The 2,326-nt window shown below is 62.2% G+C and carries 2 protein-coding genes; both read right to left on the bottom strand.

Features of this window, described 5'->3' with window-relative positions; translation table 11 throughout:
- Positions 1 to 38: 38 nt before the first annotated feature.
- A complete protein-coding gene (locus tag QJT78_RS50330) occupies positions 39 to 617 on the bottom strand; it encodes a hypothetical protein (RefSeq protein ID WP_011084521.1) in 579 nt (192 codons plus the stop codon).
- A 457-nt stretch (positions 618 to 1,074) separates the two neighbouring features.
- A partial coding sequence (locus QJT78_RS50325) for a Ulp1 family isopeptidase (RefSeq protein ID WP_281460831.1) occupies positions 1,075 to 2,326 on the bottom strand: 1,252 nt, incomplete at its 5' end.

Raw genomic sequence — 2,326 nt, 5'->3', positions numbered from 1 at the left:
AACACTGACTCTATCTCCCATCGGCCGTAGCGGGCTGCTCACGATCGTCTGAATTCAGTGCTCACGATCGCGCGAAATCGATGCTCACGATCCGTGAAATCCGCAGTCTGCTGGGCGATCGCCTGCTCGCGCGTCAGGCGGGCCATTTCGACCGTCGAGACGCTGCCCGATTTGATCAGTGACGAGGCCCGCTCGACGGCGGCCACTGCCTTCTCCCGTCGCGCGGCCGCGGCCTCGATCGCCGACTGGATTTCGGCAATGCGCGCCTGGAGCTGGAGGATGCGACCGTCGCGGAACTGGGCCGCCTGGCGGGCGAGGTCCTGTTGCGCCGTCTCGGCGGCCGCAAGCTTGGCGGCGAAACTCGGGCGCTCATTTTCCATCCGGGACATCTGCCGCCGAAGATCGTCGAGCCGCACGCGATCGCCACGCGCGTTGACGACATGAAGGATCGCGTCGCCCTCATGGACCACGCTGAGTTGCGTCGAGCCTTGCGGCGGCTTCGCGCTCACGGTGCCGTCAATCGGCGAGCGCAACGTCACGATCCTGGCATTGACCACGGCCGCAACGCTCGAGGTCTGCAGCACGGCCTTCAGCGGCAACCATCCGAAGACGGCCACAATCGCAAGGCCAATGCCGACCTTGAGCAGGCGGCGAACCGGCGCGAGCCTGCAGGTACTTCGGGATGGGAAGCACTATCGCTGACGGGCTCGCTCACCGGCTCGTCGTGCGCCGGCTGCAACCGATCCTGCAAATCGCGCTGCAACCCTCGTGCGCCCGATTCCTCGTCCTTGCTGACGGACGTATGATCTTCGGGAACGGGCTTCTGCTGTTCCTGATTCTCTCCTTTTGTGAGACGTCAAGCCCAACATATTGCTTCATAGCCCCTCCGATTCGTGTGATTGCGTGCAGGCTTGAAGATAGCGGACCTTTCGTCCCGCGGGCGCCGACCGCAATTATGTCATCGTGTGGGGTCCGGACGCCGATCGGCGTCCCAAGTACTTGATTGACTTCGCGCGTACGGGGGTCAATGTTCAGCGTCGATTCACAGCCAACTCTATCTCGCCCACGGCGACATCAGCCCCTGAGTCGGTTTTGCAGTGCCTGCCGATCGACGACGAGCTGGTCCAGGTGGACTGTCTGCCCTCCTTGCTCCAATTGCCTAACCAGCGCCCGCGTCCCGTCCACGACAAAGACGCCGCAATCATAAGTGTTCTGCTGCTGGGCCATGCCGGCTGGCTCCAGGCGGAGGTGCAGCCTACTTGCGAGATGCTCTGCATGCTTTTTGTTGAGTCCCCTGTAGGAATCGTAGTGGTAGGCGACCGGCTGCCCCCGGTCACTGCGATCAACGAACAGCAGCGACCAATGGTTGCCGAGGTTATTAGGATCTTCAGGGTTGGCATTAATCACGGGCAGGAACAGGAAGTCGGCTGTATCATTAAATTCATCATCATGGACGATGCGCTGGAACTCGGTTTGCACGACGCCATCGTCGTTAGAGCCCAGATAATTTAGGACGATGAGGGGATTCACGAACCGCGTCCGGGCGGCGAGATCCGGATCGTTCCTCTGCAAATCCTGCTCCTGGAGCCGGTAATCCCTGTCGATATGCTCGTCGCCCAGCCATTCCGTGTCCTCGAGCACCAGCCCGTGGCCGTGAGACGAGACTGTCGGATCTAAAGCCCCGATCTGAGCGTTGGCGGAGGTGATCGGAAACGGCCGTACAGAATTAGCATCGTCGCGTGATTCGGACGGCGTGGGCGCAGTCAGATCAACCAATGGAAAACCGCGGTAGGTGTCCGAGCGCGCCCTGGCAGCGGGCGCCGGCGCAAAGTGAGCATCGTCGCGCAATTCCCACGGCGTGGGCGCATCCAGATGCACCAATGACTCAAGGCCGCCGTAGATGTCTGAGGGAGCCCCGCCGGTTGATGGTGAGGCCGGTTCTTGCATCTGCCGTCGCGCCAGCTCCTCGCGCAACCACGCCAAAGCTTCATCATCCGAGAAGGCTGGCGCCGGAGAAAGCCCCTGCGGCGAGCCGGGCTGTCGAGCGCCCTGGTGATGCCCCGGTACTGGCCCGGCAAACAGCGGCCGAAAGTCAGGCGCCGGGGCCCAAGCATTGTCACGCAACTCGAATGGTGTGCGCGGATTCGGATTAACCGCTGCCTCAAGACCGGCGTAGGTGTCTGAGCGAGCCCTGGCAGGATGCGCTGGCGCAAAATGAGCATCGTCGCGCAACTCGGACGGCGTCGGCGCATTCAGATCAACAAATGGCTCAAGACCAGCGTAGGTGTCTGAACGGGCCCTGGCAGGATGCGCTGGCGCAAAATGA

Source organism: Bradyrhizobium sp. Mp27, assembly GCF_029953005.1.
GTDB lineage: Bacteria > Pseudomonadota > Alphaproteobacteria > Rhizobiales > Xanthobacteraceae > Bradyrhizobium > Bradyrhizobium barranii.
The sequence above is the reverse complement of the archived record's forward strand: the minus strand, read 5'-3'. Positions and strand labels throughout refer to the sequence as shown.